The organism is Kitasatospora sp. NPDC001175, from assembly GCF_053598215.1.
On sequence record NZ_JBSFJU010000023.1, the window covers coordinates 1 to 20,260 of the forward strand.

Sequence of the window (20,260 nt, forward strand, 5' to 3'; positions counted from 1 at the left end):
CCGCATCAGCAACGCCCTCAAGAACGACGGCACCACCGAACTCGACATCCGCGCCACCACCTCCAACGGCGACATCACCGCCCGCAGCCTGTGAGCAGCCCACGGTGCGGCCGTGCTCGGAACCGCGGCCGCACCTGCTACGGCGACACCGTCCACCGCTCCTGATCCACTTCCGACCCCGGAGAGAGGCAGACCATGACCACCAAGCACTCCGCCACCGCCTGGACCGGCATGGTGTCGGTCGATGACACCGCACTGGCCGTGACCGACACCGGCGGCACCGGCACTCCCGTGGTCTATCTCAACGGCTCCTACGCCGACCAGTCGCACTGGCGGCGCGTCATCACCGGCCTCGGCGGCGGCTACCGGCACATCACCTACGACGAGCGTGCCCGCGGCAAGTCCAAGCTCTCGGCCGACTACTCCTTCGAGGCCTGCATCCGCGACCTCGACGCCGTCCTCAAGGCCAGGGGCGTGGAGCGGCCGATCCTGGTGGGCTGGTCCTACGGCGCCCTGATCGCGATGCACTGGGCCGCCCGCAACCCGGACCGCGTCCAGGCGGTGGTGTCCGTGGACGGCGCGTTGCCGAGCGAGTGGCTCGACGAGGCCACCCGGGAGCAGGTCCGCACGCTGTTCCGCCGCCTGAGCCCGGTGTTCCCGATCGCCCGCCGGCTCGGCATGGCCGCCCGGATGAGCGCCGTCCAGCACGCCGAGATCAACCTCGAACTCAACGAGCTGTGCGCACCCGCCGCCCTCGACCCGGTCTTCGACCAGGTGACCGCACCGACCCGCTACGTGCTCGGCACTGGCGGCAACCTGGGCGCCGACGCGAAGGTGATGGAACAGCTCCGCGCCAACCTCGACCCGGTCCTCGCCCGCAACCCGAACATCCGGGTCAGCACGAAGGTCGCGAGCAACCACTCCAAGATCCTGCGCAACGACTTCCGAGCCGTCGCCGACGCGGTACGCGAACTCGCCACCACCCGTGCCCTCCAGGCCGCCTGAGCCGTCACGAACGGCGTCACGGTGACAGCACACCCATCCGCCCCCAGGAATGCGCGACACCTCAACACGCGGGCCCACCAGTCCCGAGGCCGATCCAGAACCTCCGGTCCTCACGACGGGGACGTGAGCGAAGCCAGCGAGGTTGGCCGCACCGCACCGGCGGCGGCCGAGCCGAGCAGCAGGCTGGCCAGGTCATGGGGCGGTGCCTGCTCACCGGTCGGAGTCGCCGCTGCGATCCGGTCCAGTCGGAAGCCCCGGCCGGCCCGCCGGGTGCGGCACCAGGCGATGAGGTACCACCTGCCCTCCGCGGTGAGCAGTCCGGCCGGTTCCACCACGCGGTCGCTCTCCCGGCCTGCCGCGTCGACGTAGGACAGCCGCAGCACCGTGCCGGTGGTGAGGGCCTGTTCCACCGCGGTTCGGACCGACTCCGCGGTCCGGGTCGGCAACGCGACGATCCGTGCGGCGAGTTCCTGGGCCGCGACCGAGGCGGGACCGGTCATCGAGGCCGCGATCTTCTGGGAGGCCGTGCGGGCCGCACCGGCGTAGGGGGCCGAGGCGTCGGCCGCGGCGAGTGCGGCGACCAACGCCGAGGCTTCATCGGTGGTGAAACGGATCGGGGGGAGGGTCATCGCCGGGTCGATCGACCAGCCCCCGCCCCGCCCGGGTGCGGCGCGCACCGGGACGCCGGCCTCCATCAGTGCCTGAAGGTCACGCTGCACCGTGCGCGTGCTGACCTCGAACCGCGCGGCGAGCGCGGCGACCGTCAGCAGCCGCGGCGCCGCGGCGCGCAACTCTTCCACCAGTGCGTAGAGCCGAGGAGTGCGGTTCACGGGGTCGACGCTACCGTCAGGCGCTAGCCAGGAAGTCCCGCTCACGCTGCAGTTCCCGCTCGGTGATGGTCAGTGGGAACAGAGTGAAACCGTGCATCGCGCCGGCGACGACGCCGAGCTGCACGGGCGCCCCCGCCGCCCGCCACCGGGCTGCCAGGAAGAGCGAGTCGTCCAGCAGTGGATCCTCGGTCCCGACGACGATCCGGGCGGGCGGCAGGCCGGTCAGGTCGGCGAAGAGCGGCGAGACCTCCGGGTCGCGGCGCTGCTCCGCCCCCATCCCCGGCGTGAAGAGTTCATAACTGCCCCGCATCGTCTCGGTGTTGCTCAGCAGCCGCCTGGAGCCGAACGACCGCTGGCTCGGTGTCATCGACAGGTCGTACGGGCCGAAGAGCAGGTGGGCCGCCCGGAACGCGCCGGTGATGCCGTGCCGGTCGCGGAGGCGCAGCAGTGTCAGGACGCTCAGGTGGGCGCCGGCCGATTCGCCACCGATCAGCAGCCGCTCGGTACCGAACTCGGCCGCGGCGTGGTCCACCAGCCACCGGGCGGCCGCTTCGCAGTCGTCGGGTCCGGCGGGGAACGGGTGCTCCGGCGCCAGGCGGTACTCCACGCTCACCACGGCCAGCCGTGCCTGTTCGGCGAGCCGCCACAACCTCTCGTCCTGCCCGTCCGCGGAGCCGAACGCCCAGCCACCGCCGTGGATGTGCAGGTACACGCCGTCGACGTGGTCCGGCACGAACGTCCGGACCTTCACCCCGCCGGCGACGACGCGGTCCCGGCCCTGCGGCAGTCGCACCGGTGGGGTGTCGCCACCGAGCCGGTTGCGCCGCAGGAGCGCCAGCACGGTTGCGTCCGGCGCCTGCCCACGAGCTGGGCGGCTCGCGGCGGCAGCCTCGAACTGCTCGTTGAAGGCCAGGGTCTCGGCGAGGCAGTCCTCATCAGTGATCATCATGCGTCGACAGTCGCAGCTCTCTGCGACAACACCCCGTCACCTTTTCCGAGTGAACCGCGTCACACTCCTGTCGCGCGACCTGTCCCCGTCGTCCTGGCCGCCCGACGCCGTGAGCGCGCCCGCGTCCGCAGCGGTCGGTTCACCGTGCCGCCGGCTCCCCCGGCAGGTCGTGGTGGATCCGCTCCGCCAGTACCCCGGACCGCCGAAGGGCCGCCGCGGTCCGTCGCACCATCGCCGGCGGGCCGCTGAGGTAGGCCGCGTGGCCGGACCACGGTCCGCGCCGTGCGATGGCGTCCGGGAGCTCTCCGCTCTCCGCGCCGGCCCCGCCGGACTCCTGTGAGAGGACCGGGCGGACGGTGATCCAGGGGTTGCCGCGGGCCAGCCGCCGCAGGGCGTCGAGGCCGTACAGCTCGGTGTGCCGGCGGGCGCCGTAGAACACCTCGACCGAGCGGCCCCGGGTGCCGTGGGCGGCCAACTCCTCGACCAGCGCGGTGACCGGCGCGATGCCGGTGCCGCCGCCCACGCAGAGCAGGTCGGCGCCGTCGGCGTGGTCCAGCACCATGCCGCCCTCGGCCGGTCCGAGCCGCAGTACGTCCCCGGGGGCGGCCCGGCGTACCAGGGCGTTGCTCACCCAGCCCGCCTGGACCGCCTTGACGTGGATGGTCAGCAGGCCGTCGGGGCGCGGCGCGGCGGCGAAGGAGTAGTGCCGCCAGACCCGGGGCCACCAGGGCGTCTCCAGGGCGGTGTACTGGCCGGCGCGGTACGGGTACGCCTGGTCGGGGCGGAGGGTGAGCACCGCGATGTCGGGGGTGCTCAGCCGGTGCGCGACGATCTCCGCCTGCCACCAGGGCGGCGAGGTCTTCGCCGCCTGCTCGGCCGCGTCGGACATCACCCGGGCGACCTGCCCGTACGCCCGGCGCCAGGCCAGTTCGGCCTCGGCGGTCCAGTGGCTGCCGCAGTACCGCTCCAGGGCCGCGACCAGGCACTCGCCCACCGGGCCGTAGTGGCCGCTCAGCGTCCCGTACTTGCGGTGGCTCCGGCCGAGCGGGGCCAGGTACCCGGCCAGCACGGCGGGGTCGGCGGCGTCGCGGACGGCCGTCAGCAGGGTTCGGAACAGCCGGTCGCGCTGGAGGTCCATGGCGGCCGGGAAGAGCGCCCGGATCTCCGGGTCGCGCAGGAAGAGCAGGGCGTAGAAGTGCGCGGTGGCGCGGTCGGCGACCGGTTCCACGACGGCCAGGCAGGATCGGATCAGCTCGATGTCCCCTGCGGTGGGCGGCTGTTCGGCTCCCCACCTGCCCGCTCCGGCGGCCACGGGCATCACGGCGGCGACCGGCTGCGGCAGCGCGGGGGCTCCGGGGACGGCGGCCAGCGCCGGGAGCGCGGGGAACGCCGACCCGCCGGGCAGAGCCGGCCGTGGCGGTGCTGCGGGGAACGGCGGCGCGACCGGGAACCGGGAGGCGTCCGACGCCCAGGCCCGGGACCAGTGGTCGCCCGGACCGGCCCAGTTGAGCCCGGGGGCCCGGGTGAACATCGGCTCGATCGCCGGCGCCAGCGGCAGTAACGGCAGCGCCACGGTCGAGCTGGTCGTCCCGGGCCCCGGCGGCCCCACCGGGGGGAGCGGGGGCTCCACCCGGGCCGGCAGCGCGGGCGCCGGCACGGCCGGCGGCCTGGTCGGGCGCGGCGGGATCGCCAGCCCGGTCCCGGGCGGCCTTGCGGGCACCGCCAGTGGGCCGGTGCCGGGCAGTTGGCCCAGCGGCGGCTCCGGCGCCGGCTCCAGGGCGGGCAGCTGATCCGCAGCGGCCTCCGGCAGCTGGGGCACGGGGTCCGCTGCGACCGAACCGAAGCCCGCTCTGACGAGTAACGGTGTTGACTTCAAAGCGACTTGACGAGTGCCCAAGAGAATCGTTCCGCCCCGGTCGTCCCTGCTACCACACCTTGCTCTGCTCTGCTGGAGCCCCGGTAGCCTGGCACGCTCGGACAGTTCATCGGGCAAATCGCGCAAAGTACGGACACCCGGGCCGGGAGCCCGGTACCCTCACCGCCCTGCCGGAACCCGCATGCACGTCGGGGCCCGGCCCCATCGGAACCGGACCCCGGCCGCCGCTACAACTGGCGCAGCAGCATCCCCGGCTGCTCGACGCAGTCCGCGACGAAGCGCAGGAAGCCGCCGGCCGTCCCGCCGTCGCAGACCCGGTGGTCGAAGGTGAACGACAGCTGGGTGACCTGCCGGACGGCCAACTCGCCCTCGTGCACCCAGGGTTTGGCCGCGATCCGGCCGACGCCCAGCATCGCCGCCTCGGGATGGTTGAGGATCGGCGTGGAGCCGTCCACTCCGAAGACGCCGTAGTTGTTGAGCGTGAAGGTGCCGCCGGTGAGCTCGGCCGGGGTGAGCGTCCCGGCGCGGGCCGACTCGGTCAACCTGGCCAGCTCGGCGCCGAGTTGCTCGGTGTTGAGCAGGTGGGCGTCCCGGATCACCGGGACCACCAGGCCGCGGTCGCTCTGCGCCGCGAAGCCGAGGTGCACCGCTCGGTGCCGTCGGATTCCCGAACCGTCGTTCTCCACACTGGAGTTGAGTTCGGGGAAGCGAACCAGACCGGCCGTGCAGATCCGGGCCAGCAGCGCCAGCACGCTCACCTTCGGACCGGCCGCCCGGTTCAACTGGGCGCGCGTCTCCATGAGTCCGGTCGCGTCGGCGTCCACCCAGCAGGTCGCGGCGGGGATCTCCTGGTGGCTGCGGGTGAGCTTCTCGGCGATCGTCCGGCGCAGCCCGCGCAGCGGTACGACCTCCTCGTCGGCGACCGCGGCGGGAACCGGCGCGACAGCCTCCGACAGCGCCCGCTGCACATCGGCTCGCATGATCAGGCCATCGGGACCGCTGCCGGTGATCCGGGCCAGCTCAAGGCCGTGTTCGCGGGCCATCCGCCGCACCAGCGGCGAGATCACCGGGACCACCGCGGACGCCACCACCCGAGCGGCCTCCGGCACCGGAGCAGGAGCGGGGGCGGGGGCGGGGGCGGGGGCGGGAGCAGGAGCGGGGGCGGGGGCGGGGGCGGGGGCGGGGGCAGGAGCAATCGCCGGAGCGGGCCCATCGATCCGGACCCGGGCCCGGCGCCCGCCCTTGGGGCTCTCCAGCACGCCGTACCCGACCAGCGGACGCTCGTTCGCCGCACCGGGCGCCGCAGCCCCGTCCGCCGCAGCCTCACCGGCCGGTCCGGAGCCCGTCCCCGTGCTCCCGCCCGCCGCAGCGACGGCGACCGTCACCAGCGGCGCCCCGACCGCGATCTCCTCGCCGACCTCGCCGAACCGCGCGGTGACCACCCCGCCGTAGGGGCAGGGCACTTCGACCACCGCCTTGGCCGTCTCGACCTCGACCACCGGCTGGTCGACGGCGATCACCTCGCCGACCTCGACCATCCAGCGGACCACCTCGGCGCCGGTGAGCCCCTCGCCGAGGTCCGGCAGCGTGAACTCGCGTACCACGGGCATGATCGTCACTCCTCCCACTGCAGCCGGGCGACCGCGTCCAGGATCCGGTCCACCCCGGGGAGGTGGTGGTGCTCCAGCATCGGCGGCGGGTAGGGGATGTCGAAGCCGGTGACCCGCAGCACCGGCGCGGCCAGGTGGTGGAAGCAGCGCTCGGTGACCCGGGCGGCTATCTCCGCGCCGACCCCGCCGAAGCCGGTCGACTCGTGGACGACCACCGCCCGCCCGACCGAGCGGACCACCTCGGCGACCGTCGCGTCGTCGAACGGCACCAGACTGCGCAGGTCGAGCACCGCGAGGTCCCAGCCCTCGGCCCGCGCCGCCTCGGCCGCCTCCAGGCAGACCGGCAGCGAGGGCCCGTAGGTGATCAGGACCGCCGAGCGGCCGGTCCGCCGCAGCACCGCCTTGCCGATCGGCTCGACGGGCACGGCCGGGTTCCACTCCTCCTTGCCCCAGTAGAGCCGCTTCGGCTCCAGGAAGACCACCGGGTCGTCCGAGGCGATCGAGGCGCGCAGCAGGCCGTAGGCGTCGGCGACGGTGGCGGGGGTGACCACGTGCAGGCCGGGGGTGGCGGTGTAGTAGGCCTCGGAGGCGTCACTGTGGTGCTCGACGCCGCCGATGCCGCCGCCGTACGGGATCCGGACGGTGATCGGCAGCGGGAGCTTGCCGGCCGTGCGGTTGCGCATCTTGGCGACGTGCGAGAAGAGCTGTTCCAGTGCGGGGTAGGCGAAGGCGTCGAACTGCATCTCCACCACGGGCCGCAGCCCGTACATGGCCATGCCGATGGCGGTGCCCAGGATGCCGGCCTCGGCGAGCGGGGTGTCCAGGCAGCGCTGGGGGCCGAACTCGGCGGTGAGTCCGTCGGTGATCCGGAAGACGCCGCCGAGGGCGCCGACGTCCTCGCCCATCACATGGACGGTCTCGTCGGCCCGCATGGCGTCCCGCAGCGCGGTGTTGAGTGCCTGCGCCATGCTGGTGCTCTTCATGGCGGCGGAGGGCTGCCGCTCAGCGGCCCGGTCGAGGGCGGTGGCGGGCGAGGTGTGGGACGTGCTCATCGGCCCTGCACCTCGGCCTCCGCGGCCAGCTCGGCCGCCAACTGGGCCGCCTGCTCTCGCAGTTGCGGCGTGGGTTCGGCATAGACATGGGCGAACAGGGACATCGGATCCAGTTCGGCGTCGGAATGGAATTCGGCGCGCATCCGGGCGGCCAGCGCCTCGGCCTCGTCCGCGGCCTCCTGCACCAGCTGGTCCTCCAGCAGCCCGGCGGCGCGCATGTGACGCTCCATCAGCAGGATCGGGTCGTGCTCGCGCCAGGCGGCGACCTCCTCCTCCTGCCGGTAGCGGGTGGCGTCGTCGGCGTTGGTGTGCGCCTCGATCCGGTAGGTGAGCGCCTCGACCAGGGTCGGGCCGCCGCCGGAGCGGGCCCGCTCCACGGCCTCGCTGAGCACCGCGTGCACGGCGGGCGCGTCGTTGCCGTCCACCAGCCGGCCCGGCATGCCGTAGCCGACGGCCTTGTGGGCCAGGGTGGGCGCGGCGGACTGCTGGCTGAGCGGGACGGAGATCGCGTACCCGTTGTTCTGGACCAGGAAGACCACCGGAGCGTGCAGTACGGCGGCGAAGTTCAGCGCCTCGTGGAAGTCACCCTCACTGGTACCGCCGTCGCCGAGCATGGCCAGCGCCACCGCGTGCTCGCCGCGCAGGTGGGCCGCGTGGGCCAGCCCGACGGCGTGCGGCGCCTGGGTGCCCAGCGGGGTGCAGAGCGGCGCGGTCCGGGTGGCGCGCGGGTCGTAGCCGGTGTGGGCGGAGCCGCGCAGCAGGGTGAGCGCCTCCAGCGGGTCCACGCCCCGGGCCACCACGGCGAGGGTGTCCCGGTAGCTGGGGAAGAGCCAGTCCTGCTCGTGCAGCGCCAGTGCGGCGGCGACCTGGCAGGCCTCCTGGCCGGTGGAGGCGGGGTAGACGGCGAGCCGGCCCTGCTTGGTCAGGGTGGTGGCCTGCTGGTTGTAGCGGCGGCCGACGACCAACCGCCGGTACAGCTCGCGCAGCAGCACCGGGTCGGTCTTCTCCAGCAGCGGGGTGCCGAGGACCCGCACGGGGGACGGGTCGGGCAGCAGCGGTGCCGGGTCGGTGCGGGCGGTGGTCGCGCCGGGGAGCCACCCCGGGACGGAGGCTGAAAATCTGTGGTCGAGAACGGTCATCTCGGCACCTCCGGTGGGTGGGGAGGGGGTGCGACAGGGGCGGGGGTGATGCCGTGGTGAGCGAGGGGCGGCGCGGCAGGCCGTCGGGCCTCGTCGCTCCCTACCGATTGTTCGGTTGTCTGGTCATTCTGGCCACAGCTGAGCCAAGGTGGTGGACAATCGGCCCGAACAGCGCTCTCCTGGTGCCACCATGTCCATTCCGAGAGAGCGGGGGGCCGTGTCCGCTGAACAGATGTCCAGGCTCGACCGAGTCGACCGTTCGATCCTCCGCCTGCTCCAGCAGGACGGACGGGCCTCGATCCGCTCGGTCGCCGAACGGGTGCACGTGTCCCGGGCGAACGCGTACGCCCGGATATCCAGGATGGTCGAGGACGGGGTGATCCGCGGCTTCACCGCCCGGGTGGACCACGAGCGGGCCGGCCAGGGCGCCTCGGCCTACATCACCCTCAAGATCGTGCAGAACTCCTGGCGGACGGTGCGCGAGCAGCTGCTGGGACTCCCCGGGGTGGCGCACATCGCGCTGGTCGGCGGCGAGTTCGACGTCCTGCTACTGGTGCACACCGCCGACAACCGCGCACTGCGCGAGCTGGTCCTGACCAGGATCCAGAGCATCTCCCAGGTGCTGGCGACCCAGACCCTGCTGGTCTTCGAGGAGACCGACCAGGTCCCGCCGGACTAGCCGGACCTCCCGAGGTCCGGCCGGATCGCCCGGACCGGGCTGGGGCAGGCCCTGACTACGCGGTCGGTGCACGCAGCCCGTCGAAGGCGAGGTGCACGACCGCCTCGGCGATCCCGTCCTGCGCCCGGACGCCCGGCCGGTACCACTCCACAATCGAGTTGATCATGCCGAACAGCAGCCGGGTGGCCAGCCGGGGCTCCACGTCCGAACGCAGCTCGCCCTCGGCGACCGCGGCCCTGAGCAGTTCGGCGACCTGGTGGTCGAACTCCCGCCGCCGCTCCAGCGCCCACTGCTCGGTCGGCGTGTTGCCCCGTACCCGGAGCAGCAGCGTGACGTACGGCAGCTCCTCCAGCAGCACCTCGGCCGTCCGCCGCACCACGTGCTCCAGCCGGTCCACCGGCCGGCCGCTCCGGGCGGCGGGCTCGTCGAGGATGGCGAACAGGCCGTCCAGCGCCCGGCCGACGGCGAGGCGCAGCAGCTCCTCCTTGCCGCGCACATGGTGGTAGATCGAGGACTTGGAGATACCGGCCGCCTTCGAGAGGTCCTCCATGGACGTCCCGTCGTACCCGCGCTCGTTGAAGACCTCGACGGTCACGGCCAGCAGTGACTCGACGGTGTACGTGGTGCGGGTGGTGTTCTCGGCCATGGGAACGAGTATCCTCGCCGCCCCGGGTGCACGTCAGCCTGGGGTCGAAACGTCCGGATGGCCTCGACAGCGCCCACCGGTGATTTCCGCACCTTTTCCGGCCAATACCGGATTCCGTCCGAAAATCGGCCAAAACTCCGCGAAAGCGAATTCCCGCACCACCCCCACCCGGAACCGAGAGCCCCGGGGTTTCCAAGGCGGCCGGATAGACTCGCCGTTCACCGCCGACGATCCCGGCGGGGTGGTGAACGGCGACCGGTGGAGGGGCCCCGCAGTGAGCGCGATACAGGAGACGGTGGCAGCGGACCGCCGTCCGCTCCCCGGCGAGCCCCCGGTGCCACCGTCCTCCTCCGCGCCCCCGCCCTTCCCCGGCACCGAGACGTTCCGCGAGCGCCTGCGCCGGGGCGCGGCCGCGTTCGGCCCCGCCCTGGCGCTGTTCGGGGCGGTGAAGCTGATCGGCTTCTCGGTCTTCATGCTGCTGCTGGATTCCTCCGGGCGGTTCCACCAGCTGGACCCGAGATTCGGCGGCGGCGCGCACCCGTGGGATGTCGTGGGCAGCTGGGACGGCTGGTGGTACCAGCAGGTCGCGCAATTCGGCTACCACCCGGAGCTGATAGCGGACCACGGTGGATTCTTCACCGCCCAGCAGAATTCCTCGGCCTTCTTCCCGCTCTATCCGGGTCTGATGCGCTTGGTCTCCGACTGCACCGGCATCGGCTTCTACGGCGCCGGAATGCTGGTTTCGATCGTGTCCTCCTTCGCCGCCGCCGCCGGGATCTTCGCGGTCACCAGGCAGCTGGCCGGGGCCCGGGCCGGCGTGATCGCGGCCGCGGTATGGGGCGCCTTCCCGGGCGCGGGTGTGGAGTGGGCGGTCTACACCGAGTCGCTGTTCGTCGCGCTGACCGTCTGGTCCTGCTACTTCGTGATCAGCCGGCAGTGGCTGAACGCGGCACTGATCACCTTCATCGCCGGCCTGAGCCGGCCCACCTCGATGACCCTGATCGCGGGCGTCGCGCTCTCCGCCGCCGTCGCCCTGTTCCGCCGCCGGGACGGGGTGCTCGCTCCGCTGAGCGCGATCCTGCTGCCCCCGCTGAGCTTCTTCGGCTACATCGGCTGGGTCGGCTACCGGATGGGCCACTGGGACGGTTACCTCACCCTGCAGCGCGGCGCCTGGCTGCACTTCTTCGACTTCGGCAAGTACACCTCCGACGCGGTCACCCACATCCTCACCGGCGACAACAACTACCTCTTCGCGTACCCGACCGAGGACCTGATCGCCGTCCTGGTGCTGTTCGCACTGCCCTGCCTGCTGGTCCCGCTGCTGCGGCTGCGCCCGCCGCTGGTGATCACCGTCTACACCCTGGGCACCCTGGTGCTGGTCCTCGGCAGCCAGCAGATGTTCGGCACCCTCTCCCGCTTCGTGCTCCCCGTCTTCCCGCTCACCATCCCGATCGCCCTCGCCCTGCGCCGCCTCTCGCTGCCCTCCCTGGCCACCGTCCTCGGCGTGGGCGCCGTCGCCTCCGGCTGGTTCGCGGGCTACGTCGTCTTCGAACTCGGCATCCCGTAGACCGCGGAAGGGCCCAGGGGCGCGGAGCCAATCCCTCCGAGTCCACGACATCCGTCCTCGCGCGCCTCGCGGTTACCCCTGTGCCCCGACCGATCGTTCGGTTACTCTGAGGGGTGTCCCGTCCGCCCCTTGGAGGAGCGCACCATGGCCGCTGCGACCCCTGCCCTCTCGGTCGCCGAACTGATCGAACGCCACCAGGACACCCTCGACCGAGCCCTCGCGGCGATCCGCAGCCGCGACTACTGGTCCCCCTACCCCGAGTTCCCGAAGGCGTACGGCGAGAGCGGAGCGGCGGACGGCAAGGCCGCGTTCGAGGCTCTGCTCGGCGGCGTCTTCGCCCTCGACGGCCACCCCACCGACGGCGAGCTGGTCGGCGGCGAGACCTCGCCGTACGGCATCGAGCTGGGCATCAGCTACCCGCACGCCACGCCCGATGCGCTGATCGGCGCCCTGCAGGCCGCCCGCCCGGCCTGGGCGGCGGCGAGCCCGGCCGCCCGCGCGGCGGTCTGCCTGGAGATCCTGGACCGGATCAACAAGCGCTCGCACGAGTTCGGCCACGCGGTGATGCACACCACCGGCCAGGCGTACGGCATGGCCTTCCAGGCCGGCGGCCCGCACGCCCAGGACCGGGGCCTCGAAGCCGTGGTGTACGCCTTCGCCGAGCAGACCAGGCTGCCCGAGCGCGCCGACTGGACCAAGCCGCAGGGCAAGCGCGACCCGCTGACCATGGTCAAGGAGTTCACCGTGGTGCCGCGCGGGCTCGCGCTGCTGATCGGCTGCAACACCTTCCCGACCTGGAACGGCTACCCGGGCCTGTTCGCCTCGCTGGCCACCGGCAACCCGGTGCTGGTCAAGCCGCACCCGCGCGCCACCCTGCCGCTCGCGCTCACCGTACGGGTGGCCCGCGAGGTGCTCGCCGAGGCCGGGTTCGACCCCAACACGGTCTGCCTGGCGGCCGAGCACGAGGGGTCGACCGTCGCCCAGGTGCTGGCCGTCCGGCCCGAGGTGAAGGTCATCGACTACACCGGCTCGACCTCCTTCGGCGACTGGCTGGAGGCCAACGCCAAGCAGGCCCAGGTCTACACCGAGAAGGCCGGCGTCAACACGGCGGTGGTCGAGTCGACCGACAACTACCGCGGAATGCTGGCCAATCTGGCCTTCGCGCTCTCGCTCTACAGCGGCCAGATGTGCACCACCCCGCAGAACATCCTGATCCCGCGCACCGGCATCGACACCGACGAGGGAAGCAAGTCCTACGACGAGGTGGTCACCGACCTGGCCGCCGCGATCGACGGCCTGCTGGGCGACGACGCCCGGGCCGCCGCGATCCTCGGCGCCGTGGTCAACCCGGGCGTGCTCCAGCGCACGGTGCAGGCGGCGGGCGGCGAGTTCGGCGAACTCGCGCTCACCCCGCGGGTGGTGGCCTCGCAGGAGTTCCCGGGAGCGACCATCAGGACGCCCGCCCTGGTCAAGGTGGACTCCGACAAGCCGGACGACCGGGCCACCTTCCTCAGCGAGTGCTTCGGGCCGGTCTCCTTCGCAGTCGCGGTGGAGTCCGCCGAGGCCGCGGTCGAGCTGCTCCGCCGCACCACCGCCGAGCAGGGCGCGATGACCGCCACCGGCTGGACGGTCGACGCAACCGTCGAGGCCGCCCTGGTCGAGGCCGCCCTCGACTCCGGTGTCTCGCTCTCCCTCAACCTCACCGGCGGCGTGTACCCGAACCAGACCGCCGCCTTCTCCGACCTGCACGGCACCGGCGCCAACCCGGCCGCCAACTCCGCCTACTGCGACGGCGCGTTCGTCGCCAACCGCTTCCGCACCGTCGAGATCCGCCGCCACAGCTGACCCCGGGTCGGGACCGGAGACGGTTCGGGGGCGCGGGGAACCACGCGAGTGACCATGCACGTCCGCAGCGGGCTGGTCGCGCGGTTCCCCGCGCCCCCGAGGGCATCACCCGCCTGCCCCGAGGGGTCGCGCCCACACCTCGGTCGGCCCCGGCCACTGACCCGGCGTCAGCGGTTCCGCTTCGGGTTGAACACCCACACCCGCATCAGCGCGAAGCGCACCACCGTGGCCACCGCGTTGGCCGCCACCAGCACCGCCAACTCCCCACCGTGCCGGGCCGACGGCCACGCCACCCCCTGCAGGCCGATCGCCGCACTGCTCAGCACCAGCCCGATCGCGAACGCGATCCCGCCTTCCGCCTGGGCCCGTACCGCTCCGCGCCGCCCGGTCACCCCGAAGGTGAACCGCCGGTTGGCCGCCGTGTTGAGCACCGCCGTCAGCACCTGCGCCACCGCGTTGGCGACCAGCGCGGGCGCCACCTGCCGCAACAGCAGGTACAGCAGCATGTACGAGGCCGTGCACACCGCGCCCACCACCGCGAAGCTCGCCAACTGCCAGGACAGGCCCGGCGGTAGCTGCGCCACCCGCACCCGGGTCGGCAGGCTCTCGATCCGTCCGGCGCCGGTCAGCGAGCGCCGGGTGACCCGGGCCATGCCCTTGAGGTCGTCGATCACCGTACGGACGATGTCCACCCGGCTGTCCGGGTCGTCCACCCAGTCCACCGGCACCTCGTGGATCCGCAGCCCGGAGCGCTCGGCCAGCAACAGCAGTTCGGTGTCGAAGAACCAGGCGTCGTCCTCCACCTCGACCAGCAGCTGCTTGACCACCTCCGTCCGCGCCGCCTTGAACCCGCACTGCGCGTCCGAGAACTTCGCCGCCATGGTGGCCCGCAGCAGCACGTTGTAGCTGCGCGAGATGAACTCCCGCTTCGGCCCGCGCACCACCGCCGAACCCCGGTGCAGCCGACTGCCGATCGCCAGGTCGCTGTGGCCCGACAGCAGCGGCGCGACCAGCGGCAGGAAGGCCTCCAGGCCCGTCGAGAGGTCCACGTCCATGTACGCGACCACGTCCGCGTCGCTCGCGCCCCAGACCTGCCGAAGCGCCCGCCCGCGCCCCTTGAGGTCGAGGTGCACCGCCTCGACCTGCTCGATCTCCCCGGCCAGCGCGGTCGCCACCCGCCAGGTGCCGTCGACACTGGCGTTGTCGGCGATGGTGATCCGGTACGGGTAGGGGAAGGTCTCACCGAGGTAGGCGTGCAGCCTGCGGACACACCGCTCCAGGGTGTGCTCCTCGTTGTAGACCGGGACGACCACCTCGACCAGCCGGGTACGGGGGAGCGCGTCCACCGCGCCCGAGGGCAGCGGATCGACCGTGGGCATCCCCCGGCGCACGGACTGAGTCGGGTCGGCGAGCGCGGGCTCTGTCATGTCGGTGAGATTCACAGCCCGATCTGGGGCAGCGATGATGGAAGGCTGAGAGCGAGCTGAGAACCGGCTCGCCGGCACGCAACGCCGGTCCGACCACCAGGAGATGGCAGATGTCCGACAAGCAGCAGACCTCGGATGTCGTGATCGTCGGCGCGGGGCCCACCGGGCTCCTGCTGGCCGGCGATCTGGCAATGGCGGGGCTGCGGGTGACAGTGCTGGAGAAGCGCGCGGCCGAGTCCAACCTCACCCGCGCTTTCGCCGTCCATGCCCGCACCCTGGAGCAGTTCGACGATCGCGGCCTGGCCGACGAACTGATCGCCACCGGCCAGGTGATCGACTCGCTGCGACTGTTCGGCCACGTCGCGCTGGACACCAGGAAGCTGCCGACCCGCTTCCCGTTCGTCCTGATCACCCCGCAGTCCAGCACCGAACGCCTGCTCGCGGAGCGGGCGTTGAAGGCCGGCGTGACCATCGTCCGGGGCACCGAACTGATCGCGCTGCGCCAGGACAGCCGCGGCGTCGCCCTGGACGTGCGCACCGAGGGCGAGAGCGTCACGCACACCGCGAAGTACGCGGTCGGCGCCGACGGCGTCCGCAGCACCGTCCGCGACCTGCTCGGCATCCCGTTCCCGGGGGAGTCGGTGATCAGCTCGGTACTGCTGGCCGACGTCCGCCTCAGGCGGGAGCCCGAGGAGGTGCTCACCTTCTACGCGACCGCGCAGGGCTTCGCCTTCCTCGTCCCGTTCGGTGACGGCTGGTACCGGGTGATCGCCTGGGACCGCAGCCGGCAGCGCCCCGAGAGCGCCCCGGTCTCGCTCGCCGAGATCGCCGACATCACCCGCACCGTCCTCGGCGTGGACTACGGCCTGTACGAGGCCCGGTGGATGTCCCGCTTCCACAGCGACGAACGCCAGGTGCCCAACTACCGCTCCGGCCGGTTCTTCCTGGCCGGCGACGCCGCGCACTGCCACTCCCCGGCCGGCGGCCAGGGCATGAACACCGGCCTGCAGGACGCCGCCAACCTGAGCTGGAAGATGGCCGCCGTCATCCGGGGATGGGCGCCCGACGCCCTGCTGGACACCTACCAGACCGAGCGCCACCCCGTCGGCCGGATGGCGCTGCGCAATTCGGGCGCCATCGTCCGGCTCGCGCTGGCGCACTCCGCCCCGGCCCGCGCGCTGCGCACCGCCCTGGCGGCCGGCGCCGGGCGCGTCGGCCCGCTGGCCGAGTTCGGAGCCCGGCAGATCTCCGGGATCGGGATCAGGTACCCCGCGCCCAAGGGCTCGCACCACCTGGTGGGCCGCCGGATCCCCGACCTGCGCCTGGCGGTGGACCAGCCCGGCGGTCCCGCCCGCCTGCACGAGGCGTTGCGGGCCGGCCGGTCCGTCCTGATCAGCAATGACGAACTGTCGGTGGCCGAACCCTGGGCGAGCCGGATGGTCACCGCCGCGCCGGCCGACCCGCACGGCAAGCTGCGGGACACCGTCCTGCTGGTCCGCCCGGACGGCTACGCGGCCTGGGCCGGGATCGACCCGAGCCGCGGCGAGCTGCGCGCGGCGCTCTCCCAGTGGCTCGGAACTCCGGCAGACTGAGAATTCCGGACAATTTGCCGGAAATCAGCAGCTGTTGACCATCTCATGGCACCGGGCCGTTTTGGCCCGGTTTCCATAGCCGGCCATCGAGCACCGGTGGCGGTCGCCGGAGCGGGGGCGCAGCGGGTCGAGCGCTGCGCCCACCCGTCCGACCCACCGGCCCACCGTGGCCGAACACCTCCTCAGGTGAGTCGAGTTCGGCATCGCGCCGCACACGGACGAGGCAGGCCGAGGTGAGCCGGCTCGGACACCCGGCGTGACTCCTCCAGGCAAACCCGGTCGTACCGAAGGGTGTTGAGCGGATCTAGCGGGAGCGCTTCGCCGGCCAGCACGGGCACAGGCGACGGGGACCGACCGCGCTCCGGGTCCAACTCGGGCTCCTTGCCGCTCCATTCACTGTATGGAGGTTTCGTCATTCTGTGGATGAGTTGAAGTTCCACACTTGACTGTTTTTTAGGAACCAATTACTTGATCATGGGCCCAATCCTGAAAGTTTTCTGGGAAGTTCTGACCCAACGTTTTCTGGACCGGAACACCCCCCCCCACTTTCCGGAGGAGCCCGTGCGACCCCGCTCGCTCGCCCTTGCCTCGGCACTGGCCGTTCTGCCGCTGACTGCGGCCTCCCTGTGCGCGACCGCCGCGTACGCCGCCCCGCAGGCCAACGTCTCGGCCGCCCGTGTGGCACTGCCCAACACCGTGACCCCCGCGGTGGCCCACTCGCAGAAGCAGGGCGATGTCCCCGCCGCCCAGCAGATCTCGGTGGCCGTCAGCCTCAAGCTGCGCAACACCGCCGAGCTGGACACCTTCCTGGCGGCGCTGAGCAACCCGAAGTCGCCGCAGTTCGGCAAGTACCTGACCCCGGCCCAGTTCACCGCCCGCTTCGGCCCGACCCAGGCCGATGTCGCGCAGGTGCGCTCCTACCTGGAGGAGCAGGGCCTGAAGGTCACCTCGGTCAGCGCCAACCGCCAGGTGGTGAACGCCAGCGGCACCAACGAGCAGATCGCCAAGGCCTTCGGCACCCACGAGAGCCGTTACGTCGACAAGCTGGAGAACAAGGCCTTCTTCGCCAACGACGACGCCGCCTCCATCCCGGCCTCGCTGTCCGGCGTGGTCCAGGGCGTCTCCGGTCTGAACAACAAGACCGTGCGCACCACCCGGATCGCGAAGCCTCAGAACGCGGCCCAGCACGCCACCCCGAGCGGCTTCGGCCCGGCCCAGTACAACGGCGCCTACAACCTGAACAAGATGGGCACCGACGGCAGCGGCACCACGGTGGCGCTGTGGGAGTTCGACGGCTACTCGTCGTCCAACCTGACGACCTACGACGGCCAGTTCGGCCTGACCGGCCCGGCCGTGCAGACCGTCTCGGTCGACGGCGCCAGCTACGACAGCAAGCCGGGCGAGGGCCAGGGCGAGGTCGAGTTGGACTCCGAGATCGTCCGCGGTGTCGCGCCCAAGGCCCAGCAGCTGGTCTACGAGGCCCCCAACAGCGACCAGGGCGAGATCGACATGGCCGCCAAGATCGTCTCGGACAACAAGGCCTCGGTCATCTCCATCTCGTGGGGCTCCTGCGAGCCGGACACCACCGCCTCGTCGATGACCGCCATCGACAACACCTTCAAGCAGGCCGCCGCCCAGGGCATCAGCATCTTCTCCGCCTCCGGCGACGACGGCTCGCGCGACTGCACCCGCTCCACCAGCGGCTCCTCGGTCAAGGCCGTCGACTTCCCGGCCTCCAGCCCGCACAACACCGGTGTCGGCGGCACCAACCTCAAGGTGAGCGGCAGCACCTACTCCTCCGAGAGCGCCTGGAGCACCGCCGGCGGCGGCGTCTCCACCCAGTTCTCGAAGCCCAGCTGGCAGACCGGCACCAACGTGACCGGCACCATGCGCACCGTTCCGGACGTGTCCTCCAACGCCGACCCGAACAGCGGCTTCGCCATCTACACCCAGGGCACCAGCTCGGCCGGCTGGCAGGTCTACGGCGGCACCTCCGCCGCGGCACCGCTGTGGTCCGGCTACGCGGCGCTGTTCAACCAGAAGGCGAAGGCCGCCGGCCAGGCCGCGCTCGGCGAGGCCAGCCCGAAGCTGTACTCGGTCGCCAACAGCAGCAACTACAGCTCGGCCTTCCACGACGTCAGCACCGGCTCGAACCAGGACTTCCCGGCCAAGGCCGGCTACGACCAGGTCACCGGCTGGGGCACCCCGGTCGCCGACCAGCTGAGCAACGCCCTGCTCGGCGGTGGCAGCGGCACGACCCCGCCGCCGTCCGGTGGCTGCACCACGAGCCAGCTGCTCGCCAACCAGGGCTTCGAGAGCGGCAACACCGGCTGGACCGCCTCCAGCGGCGTGATCACCACCGACTCCGGTGAGGCCGCCCACTCCGGCTCGTACAAGGCCTGGCTGGACGGTTACGGCTCCGCCCACACCGACAGCCTCTCGCAGACCGTCAGCATCCCGGCGGGCTGCAAGGCCTCCTTCAGCTTCTGGCTGCACGTCGACACCGCCGAGACCGGCAGCACCGCGTACGACAAGCTGACCGTCCAGGCCAACTCGACCACGGTGGCGACCTACTCCAACGCCGACGCGGCTTCGGGCTACGTCCAGAAGACCATCGACCTGTCGGCCTTCGCCGGCCAGACGGTCACCCTGAAGTTCACCGGCACCGAGGACTCCTCGCTGCAGACCAGCTTCGTGATCGACGACACGGCGCTGAACATCTCCTGACGCCTGTTCACTGCCGGTTGCCGGTACGGGGTGCGCCCCGTACCGGCAACCGTGTTTCCGGGATGTTTCAGTATTCGAAAAGATCAGGTTTATCTTGCGTGACCACTGTCATACGTACGAGTGGATGACGTAGCCTCTCGAACGTACGTAGGGTTCCCACCGAACTCGCCGGGTGGGGAAGGTGTCCGGATGGCCTCACAGCAACCGCAGCACGCCGGACGGCTCAGGCTGGTCGGCGAGCACCGGGACGGGCCCGCCCGTGTCCCGGTCCAGCAGGCCGGCGGACCGCGGCCGGTGGCGTCGGCCAACTTCGCCGAGGCGCTGCACGCCGCCATCGAGAGCAACGGTCTCAGCCTCGACCGGATCCGCACGGAACTCGGCCAACGCGGCGTCAGAATCAGTGTGACGACGCTCAGTTACTGGCGTCGGGGGCGCAGCCAGCCCGAGCGTGCCACCTCGATGCGCGCCGTCCACCTCCTCGAGGAGCTGCTCGGCCTCCCGCACACCACCCTCTCCAACCTGCTCGGCCCGCCCCGCCCGCGCGGTCGCTGGGTCTCCCCCGCCGCCACCAGCAGCCTGCGGGTCGAGGACGTCTGGCCCGGCCAGGACGAGATCTCCGGAGTCTTCGCCGAGCTGGACGCCCCGCCGATCGGGGAGCTGGAGCGACTCAGCATCCACGACGCCTACTACGTCGACGAGCACCGGCGCGGCTACCTGCTGCGACTGCGCCAGGTGGTCCGGGCCACGGTCGGCGGGGTGTCCCGCTGCCTGGTGGTGCACAAGGCCGACGAGGAGGCCACCGGCTGCCCGGAGATCACCTCGGTCCGGCACGCCCGGCTCGGCCGGGTCCGCCGACGACCCGAGAGCGGCCTGCTGGTGGCCGAACTGGTGCTGGACCGCCCGCTCGGCCTCGGCGACAGCACCGTCATCGAGTACGAGGTGGAGATCCCGCCCGGCGCCCCGACCACCATCTACGCCCGGCGGTTCGCCGTCCCGGTGCGCGAGTACGTGCTCCAGGTGCACTTCGACCCGGCCGCGATACCGGCGCACTGCGAGCGTTTCGACCGCGCGCCGGGCACGGAGGAGGACCGCGCACGCCGGCAGCTGTGGATCGGCGCCTCGGCCAGCGTCCACGTCCTGGCACCGGAGCAGGAGCCGGGTCAGCTCGGCATCCGCTGGGAGTGGGAGTAGCCCGCCGGGCGGAGGCCGGACGGCCGGACTCCCGTAAGCCGTCCGGCTGACCTGCCGCCACCGGACCGCCCCGTGCCCGGGGCTCCACCACCTGTCTGATTTATCCCATCCATCCCGATATTCCA

General features: G+C 72.1%; 15 protein-coding genes. 7 read left to right on the forward strand and 8 right to left on the reverse strand.

Going from position 1 to position 20,260, the window contains the following annotated elements; all coding sequences use genetic code 11:
• Positions 1 to 195: 195 nt before the first annotated feature.
• On the forward strand, positions 196 to 1,005 hold the full coding sequence (locus ACWDAK_RS18425) for an alpha/beta fold hydrolase (RefSeq protein WP_344638967.1): 810 nt from the start codon (positions 196 to 198) through the stop codon (positions 1,003 to 1,005).
• A gap of 110 nt (positions 1,006 to 1,115) precedes the next feature.
• Here the strand turns inward: ACWDAK_RS18425 and ACWDAK_RS18430 are convergent, their stop codons facing one another.
• The 6 genes from ACWDAK_RS18430 to pdhA form a co-directional block, all read right to left on the reverse strand.
• Positions 1,116 to 1,835 (reverse strand): helix-turn-helix transcriptional regulator, encoded by a 720-nt coding sequence (locus ACWDAK_RS18430; RefSeq protein WP_427393906.1) that lies wholly within the window; start codon positions 1,833 to 1,835, stop codon positions 1,116 to 1,118.
• Between the two features lie 16 nt (positions 1,836 to 1,851).
• Positions 1,852 to 2,784, reverse strand: a complete 933-nt coding sequence (locus tag ACWDAK_RS18435; protein ID WP_344638969.1) for an alpha/beta hydrolase — start codon at positions 2,782 to 2,784, stop codon at positions 1,852 to 1,854.
• A gap of 139 nt (positions 2,785 to 2,923) precedes the next feature.
• Positions 2,924 to 4,603, reverse strand: a complete 1,680-nt coding sequence (locus ACWDAK_RS18440) for a globin domain-containing protein (protein WP_427393907.1) — start codon at positions 4,601 to 4,603, stop codon at positions 2,924 to 2,926.
• Positions 4,604 to 4,887: 284 nt separating this feature from the next.
• On the reverse strand, positions 4,888 to 6,270 hold the full coding sequence (locus ACWDAK_RS18445) for a dihydrolipoamide acetyltransferase family protein (protein ID WP_427393908.1): 1,383 nt from the start codon (positions 6,268 to 6,270) through the stop codon (positions 4,888 to 4,890).
• 5 nt (positions 6,271 to 6,275) lie between these two features.
• Positions 6,276 to 7,253, reverse strand: a complete 978-nt coding sequence (locus tag ACWDAK_RS18450) for an alpha-ketoacid dehydrogenase subunit beta (RefSeq protein ID WP_425557783.1) — start codon at positions 7,251 to 7,253, stop codon at positions 6,276 to 6,278.
• Positions 7,254 to 7,318: 65 nt separating this feature from the next.
• Complete coding sequence (gene pdhA, locus ACWDAK_RS18455; protein ID WP_344638973.1) at positions 7,319 to 8,461, reverse strand: pyruvate dehydrogenase (acetyl-transferring) E1 component subunit alpha; 1,143 nt, start codon at positions 8,459 to 8,461, stop codon at positions 7,319 to 7,321.
• Between the two features lie 232 nt (positions 8,462 to 8,693).
• Between pdhA and ACWDAK_RS18460 the strand changes: the two genes are divergently transcribed.
• A complete protein-coding gene (locus ACWDAK_RS18460; protein ID WP_344638974.1) occupies positions 8,694 to 9,140 on the forward strand; it encodes an Lrp/AsnC family transcriptional regulator in 447 nt (148 codons plus the stop codon).
• A gap of 55 nt (positions 9,141 to 9,195) precedes the next feature.
• On the opposite strand, the gene ACWDAK_RS18465 is transcribed toward ACWDAK_RS18460, so the two are convergent.
• A complete protein-coding gene (locus ACWDAK_RS18465) occupies positions 9,196 to 9,786 on the reverse strand; it encodes a TetR/AcrR family transcriptional regulator (RefSeq protein ID WP_427393909.1) in 591 nt (196 codons plus the stop codon).
• A 274-nt stretch (positions 9,787 to 10,060) separates the two neighbouring features.
• Here ACWDAK_RS18465 and ACWDAK_RS18470 point away from each other — a divergent pair, with 274 nt between their 5' ends.
• Positions 10,061 to 11,353 carry a hypothetical protein gene (locus tag ACWDAK_RS18470; RefSeq protein WP_427393910.1) on the forward strand — a complete coding sequence of 431 codons (1,293 nt, stop codon included), beginning with the start codon at positions 10,061 to 10,063 and terminating at the stop codon, positions 11,351 to 11,353.
• Positions 11,354 to 11,497: 144 nt separating this feature from the next.
• Positions 11,498 to 13,198 carry a phenylacetic acid degradation protein PaaN gene (gene paaN / locus ACWDAK_RS18475; protein WP_427393911.1) on the forward strand — a complete coding sequence of 567 codons (1,701 nt, stop codon included), beginning with the start codon at positions 11,498 to 11,500 and terminating at the stop codon, positions 13,196 to 13,198.
• A gap of 167 nt (positions 13,199 to 13,365) precedes the next feature.
• Here the strand turns inward: paaN and ACWDAK_RS18480 are convergent, their stop codons facing one another.
• Positions 13,366 to 14,625 (reverse strand): glycosyltransferase, encoded by a 1,260-nt coding sequence (locus ACWDAK_RS18480; RefSeq protein ID WP_427393912.1) that lies wholly within the window; start codon positions 14,623 to 14,625, stop codon positions 13,366 to 13,368.
• A gap of 110 nt (positions 14,626 to 14,735) precedes the next feature.
• Here ACWDAK_RS18480 and ACWDAK_RS18485 point away from each other — a divergent pair, with 110 nt between their 5' ends.
• From ACWDAK_RS18485 to ACWDAK_RS18495, 3 genes are all read left to right on the forward strand, one after another.
• On the forward strand, positions 14,736 to 16,217 hold the full coding sequence (locus tag ACWDAK_RS18485; protein WP_344638979.1) for an FAD-dependent monooxygenase: 1,482 nt from the start codon (positions 14,736 to 14,738) through the stop codon (positions 16,215 to 16,217).
• Between the two features lie 561 nt (positions 16,218 to 16,778).
• A complete protein-coding gene (locus ACWDAK_RS18490) occupies positions 16,779 to 18,944 on the forward strand; it encodes a protease pro-enzyme activation domain-containing protein (protein WP_344638980.1) in 2,166 nt (721 codons plus the stop codon).
• Positions 18,945 to 19,133: 189 nt separating this feature from the next.
• Positions 19,134 to 20,135 (forward strand): hypothetical protein, encoded by a 1,002-nt coding sequence (locus ACWDAK_RS18495; RefSeq protein ID WP_344638981.1) that lies wholly within the window; start codon positions 19,134 to 19,136, stop codon positions 20,133 to 20,135.
• Positions 20,136 to 20,260 lie beyond the last annotated feature (125 nt).

What these genes read in the sequence shown, in the direction of transcription:
- pdhA (WP_344638973.1), bottom strand. Translation starts at nt 8,461, where the DNA reads ATGACCGTTCTCGACCACAGATTTTCAGCCTCCGTCCCGGGGTGGCTC.
- ACWDAK_RS18445 (WP_427393908.1), bottom strand. Translation starts at nt 6,270, where the DNA reads ATGCCCGTGGTACGCGAGTTCACGCTGCCGGACCTCGGCGAGGGGCTC.
- paaN (WP_427393911.1), top strand. Translation starts at nt 11,498, where the DNA reads ATGGCCGCTGCGACCCCTGCCCTCTCGGTCGCCGAACTGATCGAACGC.
- ACWDAK_RS18480 (WP_427393912.1), bottom strand. Translation starts at nt 14,625, where the DNA reads ATGACAGAGCCCGCGCTCGCCGACCCGACTCAGTCCGTGCGCCGGGGG.
- ACWDAK_RS18425 (WP_344638967.1), top strand. Translation starts at nt 196, where the DNA reads ATGACCACCAAGCACTCCGCCACCGCCTGGACCGGCATGGTGTCGGTC.
- ACWDAK_RS18485 (WP_344638979.1), top strand. Translation starts at nt 14,736, where the DNA reads ATGTCCGACAAGCAGCAGACCTCGGATGTCGTGATCGTCGGCGCGGGG.
- ACWDAK_RS18460 (WP_344638974.1), top strand. Translation starts at nt 8,694, where the DNA reads ATGTCCAGGCTCGACCGAGTCGACCGTTCGATCCTCCGCCTGCTCCAG.
- ACWDAK_RS18435 (WP_344638969.1), bottom strand. Translation starts at nt 2,784, where the DNA reads ATGATGATCACTGATGAGGACTGCCTCGCCGAGACCCTGGCCTTCAAC.
- ACWDAK_RS18495 (WP_344638981.1), top strand. Translation starts at nt 19,134, where the DNA reads ATGGCCTCACAGCAACCGCAGCACGCCGGACGGCTCAGGCTGGTCGGC.
- ACWDAK_RS18465 (WP_427393909.1), bottom strand. Translation starts at nt 9,786, where the DNA reads ATGGCCGAGAACACCACCCGCACCACGTACACCGTCGAGTCACTGCTG.
- ACWDAK_RS18450 (WP_425557783.1), bottom strand. Translation starts at nt 7,253, where the DNA reads ATGAAGAGCACCAGCATGGCGCAGGCACTCAACACCGCGCTGCGGGAC.